General features: G+C 56.6%; 2 protein-coding genes and 4 pseudogenes. 2 read left to right on the forward strand and 4 right to left on the reverse strand.

Annotated elements, in window-relative coordinates; translation table 11 throughout:
- Together DOU54_RS26960 and DOU54_RS26965 are read right to left on the reverse strand one after the other, a co-directional pair.
- A pseudogene (locus DOU54_RS26960) lies at positions 1-1,103 on the reverse strand (excinuclease ABC subunit A); the annotation flags it as partial.
- A 394-nt stretch (positions 1,104-1,497) separates the two neighbouring features.
- Positions 1,498-2,382, reverse strand: a pseudogene (locus DOU54_RS26965) (S-(hydroxymethyl)glutathione dehydrogenase/class III alcohol dehydrogenase); the annotation flags it as partial.
- On the opposite strand from DOU54_RS26965, the pseudogene DOU54_RS26970 reads away from it, so the two are divergent.
- A pseudogene (locus DOU54_RS26970) lies at positions 2,381-2,573 on the forward strand (integrase core domain-containing protein); the annotation flags it as partial. The pseudogenes DOU54_RS26965 and DOU54_RS26970 overlap by 2 nt on opposite strands.
- Before the next feature lie 174 nt (positions 2,574-2,747).
- On the opposite strand, the gene DOU54_RS26975 reads toward DOU54_RS26970, so the two are convergent.
- Positions 2,748-3,101 carry an ArsR/SmtB family transcription factor gene (locus tag DOU54_RS26975; RefSeq protein WP_107327907.1) on the reverse strand — a complete coding sequence of 118 codons (354 nt, stop codon included), beginning with the start codon at positions 3,099-3,101 and terminating at the stop codon, positions 2,748-2,750.
- A gap of 384 nt (positions 3,102-3,485) precedes the next feature.
- Positions 3,486-5,234 (reverse strand): methyl-accepting chemotaxis protein, encoded by a 1,749-nt coding sequence (locus DOU54_RS26980; RefSeq protein WP_113732193.1) that lies wholly within the window; start codon positions 5,232-5,234, stop codon positions 3,486-3,488.
- A gap of 289 nt (positions 5,235-5,523) precedes the next feature.
- Between DOU54_RS26980 and DOU54_RS26985 the strand changes: the two are divergent.
- Positions 5,524-5,922, forward strand: a pseudogene (locus tag DOU54_RS26985) (GGDEF domain-containing protein); the annotation flags it as partial.

The following is a 5,922-nucleotide window of genomic DNA, read 5'->3' on the forward strand; positions in this document are numbered from 1 at the left end:
CCCGCGGCAACCCGTTCTTCGACCGCTGCATCGCGGGCCGCTTTTTCCAGAACATGGCCCGTTGAGGCGGCCGAGGCCGCCCCGTATTCGCCATGCGCCACGGGCGTGAGCAAGTCCTTCAGCTTGAGCACCGTCAGGTCGCCGAACTCAGCAATGTCGAGGCCGGCGAATTTGACCGATAGGGCTTCGCGCTTCAGGCGCTTGCCGTCGCAGGTCGGGCAAGGGCGGCCGATGATATATTGCGAGACGCGCTTCTTCATCAACGCGCTTTTAGTGTTGGCGAAGGTTTCCAGCACATAGCGACGCGCGCCGGTGAAAGTGCCCTGATAGCTCGGCTCCATCCGGCGTTTGAGGGCAACGCGCGTCTGCTCAGGGCTCAGCCCCGCATAGACCGGCACCGTCGGCGTTTCGTCGGTGAAGAGAATCCAGTCGCGATCCTTCTTTGGCAGATCGCGCCATGGCGTATCGACGTCATAACCAAGCGACACAAGAATATCGCGCAGGTTTTGGCCGTGCCACGCCGGAGGCCATGCGGCGATTGCCCGCTCGCGAATGGTGAGTGTATCGTCGGGTACCATCGTCGCCTCAGTCGCGTCATAGACGCGCCCGATTCCGTGGCATGTCGGGCAGGCCCCGGTCACGGTGTTGGGCGAGAAATCCTCCGCATAGAGCATGGGTTGATTGCGGGGATATTCGCCGACGCGCGAATAGAGCATCCGCACCAGGCTGGAGAGCGTCGTCACGCTGCCGACCGAGGATCGCGCGTTGGCCGAGCCGCGCTGCTGCTGCAACGCCACCGCAGGCGGCAAACCGTCGATCGCGTCGACCTCCGGCACGCCGGCCTGATCGATCAGGCGGCGCGCATAGGGGGCGACCGATTCCAGGTAGCGCCGTTGCGCCTCCGCATAGAGGGTTCCAAATGCAAGTGACGACTTGCCCGATCCCGATATTCCGGTGAACACCACGAAGGCATCGCGGGGAATATCGACATCGATATTCTTGAGGTTGTTCTGTCGCGCTCCACGAACCTGCACGCAAGCGGGCGGCCCCGTATGCCCATGATCGGTGGCCGGCGTCGTCGCGTGAATATCCTTGCTCTTCAATTCAGTCTTCCTGCCCTATACGCCCGTGCGGCCCGTGGTTCATCACAGTCGGGTAACAGATGAATGCATTTCCGACTCAATACATCCAACGGCCAGGCTGGCCCGATGTTCGGCACCTTTGAAATATTTTTCCAGCATTAAACAAAGGTTACGACAAAACCATTTTTCCCGTTGGGTCCCGCGACGAGGCCACACACACTCCGCTGGTAAGCGCCTGGGCCAGGCGGCCCTGGTCCGTGCCGCTATCGGCATGTAACGATCGCACTTCGGCGCTTGTTACCGCACCGCGACGCGTTGCCCATTTGCCAGAGCGCGCTTCATCATGGCCGGGGTCGGGCCATGATGACGGCCGAGTTGTCGATCCGAGCGCCTCGCGCCGCTTCGGATCGGCGGGTCAGTAGGGAATGACCGTGCGGATCGACTTGCCTTCGTGCATCAGTGCGAAGGCCTCGTTGATCTCCTCCAAACCCATCGTGTGGGTTACGAATGGGGCCAGATCGATATCGCCTCTCATCGCGTCCTCGACCATGCCGGGGAGCTGTGTCCGTCCCTTGACGCCACCGAAAGCGGACCCCTTCCATACGCGGCCCGTGACGAGCTGGAACGGCCGGGTGGAGATTTCCTCGCCCGCGCCGGCAACGCCAATCACGATCGACTGACCCCAGCCACGGTGCGCTGATTCAAGAGCGGCGCGCATGACGTGGACGTTGCCGATGCACTCGAAGGTATGATCGATGCCCCAGCCCGACATCTCGATCAGCACTTGCTGGATGGGCTTGTCATGGTCCTTAGGGTTGATGCACTCGGTCGCACCGAACTGGCGTGCCAGCTCGAACTTGGACGGATTGGTGTCGATGGCGATGATGCGACCCGCCTTCGCCTGGCGCGCACCCTGAATCGCCGCGAGGCCGATGCCGCCGAGGCCGAACACGGCGACCGAGTCTCCGGGCTGGACCTTGGCGGTATTGTGGACTGCACCGATGCCGGTCGTGACGCCGCAGCCGAGCAGGCAAACATGTTCGGGGTTTGCCTCGGGATTGATCTTGGCGAGCGAGACTTCGGCGACGACAGTGTATTCACTGAAGGTTGAACAGCCCATGTAATGATGGAGGGGCTGACCATTGTACGAAAAGCGGGTGGTCCCATCGGGCATCAAGCCCTTGCCCTGCGTTTCGCGGACAGCGACGCACAGGTTGGTCTTGCCCGACAGGCAGAAGTCGCACTTGCCGCACTCGGCGGTGTAGAGCGGAATCACGTGATCGCCCGGCCCGACGCTGGAATGGGCCGACGACTACAACAATTTCCGGCCACTCATCGCTCGGATACCAGACCCCGGCGGACTATGCAGGGATCATCGCCGCAACCGGCACAAACGCTACGCAGTGTGGAAGATTCACGTTTCCGCCGGTTGCTCCCACCACGCCCTTTGGCGTATCAAAAACAGCCGAGGCTCTAATCGCAGCCGGATGAAACTTCAGTGGCAGGTCACATGCTGTAATTTTTGGTATATGGGCGGGGCCAAAATAAAAGCCTCCCTCTCTCAAAGGGAATTCTCGCGGGGTGGTTAAGGCCGTATTGCGAAGGCGGGTTAGCCCGGACCAGAGCGAAAGCGTACTGCTTATGGTTTCTGTGAGGTGGAATTCCTTAGAGAGGAAAAGTATTCCTGTGAGAAACGTCGGCGCCGCTGACACCGTGGTGATGAACGTAGGGGAGGTCGGCGATGGCGTCTAGGATTTTCAGAACTGCGTTGGACTGACAGTAATAGTAGCGAGTCTGGGCCTGCTGGCGCCATTCAACCAGCTTGGCGTCACGCATCTTCTTCAAGTGTTGGGAAAGAGCTGACTGACTAAGATTTACGTGTTGGGCAAGGCTGTTAACGTCCCATTCCCTTTGCGTCAAAAGCCTGAGAACATGGATGCGTGAAGAATTAGACATGATGGAAAGCAGGCGTGCGGAAGCTTCCACCTGAAGTTTTAAATTATTTTCCACCACAACCATATTGACTATCCGTTTTGCATTGGGAGGACAATTTCGAATCAGTCGCTTCGCATATACTAATCGGATCTCATATCGCTAGCACGTTTGGTGTGGGGCATTGTTACACCACTCAGCTTCCGACGGCGACGACGGAGCAGACAAGTGGAAAACAGCCCTTTGAATCTCGCTATTCCCTGCTATGCGTCCGCTGATGCAGCGAACACGTCGTCATCGAGTATCTCGATCCATTGGCGTCTTTCCACCGTCTGATCCCGGACGAGACCGAGACCATCAATTTAGGAGCGGCGCAGACCTCCAGCTAGACCTTGGAGCTTATGCGTTTCCGACGATGACCAATTCAAGCGAACTGATCTTCCATGCGGAACCACCAAAACACGACTTCGTCTAAGCCGCTGATCGTTGGTTCTTCTCGCCGCCGATTTGCGGAGCTGCACCGTTCGCTCTATTTTGGTAGATCGTCTTCTTGCCGTATCCCCTTGCCTCTGGGCCGAGTTTGGACGCTTCAGAGCCGGGCTCGCGAATCCACTTGCGCCGGTTGAGCTTGAAGCGTTTCACCAGGGTTTCCAGCTCGCTTGCGGCGGCAGAGACGGATTCGGCAATGGCACCCATGCTGCTGACCATGCCAGCGTTTTGCTGCGTCATTTGGTCCAGCGAGTTCACCGCGGCATTGATTTCGTTCAGACTGGTCGATTGTTCTCGCGCGCCGACGGAAATGCTTTCGATGTTAGCATTGATCGACTTCACATACTCTTCAATATGTTTCAGGGCTTGACCTGTTTCACCAACGAGCCGAACACCTTCCCTTACCTCAGCCGAAGAATTGGCAATAAGACCGGAAATCTGTTTCGCAGCACTGGCCGAGCGTTGTGCGAGCTCGCGGACTTCCTGTGCGACAACGGCGAAGCCTCTACCCGCTTCGCCGGCACGCGCCGCCTCAACGCCTGCGTTGAGTGCGAGGAGGTTTGTCTGAAAGGCAATTTCGTCAATCACGCTGATGATGCTGGTGATCTCCTTTGAAGCGGATTCGATGCGTCCGATGGCATCGACGGTAGCCGTGACAACTTGAACAGAGTTTGCTGCGACCGTGTTGGCTTCGGTAACCAGTCTATGGGCTTCGGCAGTCCGTTCGGCCGACTGCCGCACTGTGACCGTGATCTGTTCCAGAGCGGCGGATGTTTCTTCAAGAGCCGCCGCCTGCTGTTCTGAACGATGAGCAATTCCGTTGGCGCTGGAACTCATGTCCCCGCTTTTTTCCGTTAACATTGACGTTTGGCTGAGGACCTCTTCCAGCGTTCCCTGGAACTTCGCTAGCGACTCATTGAAATCGTGTCTGAGGTGCTCAAACTCATCGACAAACGGCTCGTCAATCGTGATGCGTATATTGTTATCCGAGAGACGTTCAAGGCCTGCTCCGATCTGCTGCAGTGCGGTCACTCGGCCCGAGACATCGGTGGCGAATTTGACAACCTTGAAGACTTTGCCTTCGTCGTCCATGATCGGATTGTAGGTTGCCTGAATATAGACGGAACTTCCGTCCTTCCTCAAGCGCTTGAATTCGTCGTTGAAGAACTCGCCTCTCGCGAGGCGTGGCCAGAAGTCGGCATACTCCTTTGATGCAAGATAATCCGCCTCACAGAAAATCTGGTGGTGCTTGCCGACAATCTCGTCAAGGGAATAGCCAAGTGTGTCGAGGAAGTTCTTGTTGGCCGTCAGAATCTTGCCATCAGGTGTAAATTCGATCACGGCCTGGGCACGGGAGAGGGCATCCAGCTTGCCCTTGCTTTCCAGGCTCTCGCGTTTGATGTCTGTGATGTCGGTTGCGATCTTCACGACCTTGATGACCTTGCCGCCACGGATAACGGGATTATAGGAAGCTTCCAGCCAAATTTCCCGACCATTCTTGCCGATCCTCTTATATTGGCCGCGGTCGAACTCACCGGAACTAAGACGTTTCCAGAATGCTGTGTATTCTGCAGACTGGGCATCATCCGGCTTGACAAACATCCGATGGCTTTTGCCGATAATCTCGTCACGACTATAACCGACCGCCTTGCAGAAGTTCTCATTGGCGTCGAGGATCGTGCCGTCGGTTTTGAACGAGATAATGGCTTGTGATCGTTCGAAAGCCTGCATGACAGAATAGAGACTGCCGGCCAGGATGGTGTTCAGGTTCACGAAAGCCTCCGCCTTGAAAGAATTAGGCCTTCACTATCTAACGAACTGATTAATTTATCATTATCCATCGCGCTAATGTGGCCCCGCGGGCCGAGTTCGGCATCCTATTAAAAAACGCTGTGACAAACGAGCTCAAAGCAAAGACCGCCGCGCGCTTTTAACCGAAAAACAATGGATTTGAGTAAAATCGAAAATAGTTTCCACCGCACGCGCTTGAACTACTATCAAGGCCGCGCACAGAGGTTCCATGCCAAACTTCCGTCATAATCGCGCCAACGTCGAGATCTTTATCTGGATCGGTGCATTCGTTTTGCTCTACGGCCTTGCCTCGTATTTTAATGCCCATGAGGTTCTGGACCATTATTTCCGCGATCATGAGAGTTACAATCTCGATGAGGTGTTTACCGCTCTTAACATCGGTGGTTTCCTGGGACTGGCCTACTCTGTCCTCCGTATCAAGGATATGTCTCACGAAATCTCTCGCCGCATTCTCGCCGAGCGTGACGTCGACTGGATTGCTTTCCATGACCCACTGACAAAGCTGCCAAATCGACGCCTTCTTGACGCCGTGACCGCCCGGGAAGATTTCCTTTCCGGTGACCGCTATGGGGTGTTCAGCATCGATCTGGATGGGTTTAAAAAGGTC

The sequence above is a fragment of the Agrobacterium sp. MS2 genome (genome assembly GCF_003261015.1).
GTDB classification, from domain to species: Bacteria; Pseudomonadota; Alphaproteobacteria; order Rhizobiales; family Rhizobiaceae; genus Agrobacterium; species Agrobacterium pusense.

Coding starts and splice junctions, on each gene's coding strand:
- DOU54_RS26975 (WP_107327907.1), bottom strand. CDS start 3,101: ATGGTTGTGGTGGAAAATAATTTAAAACTTCAGGTGGAAGCTTCCGCA.
- DOU54_RS26980 (WP_113732193.1), bottom strand. CDS start 5,234: ATGCAGGCTTTCGAACGATCACAAGCCATTATCTCGTTCAAAACCGAC.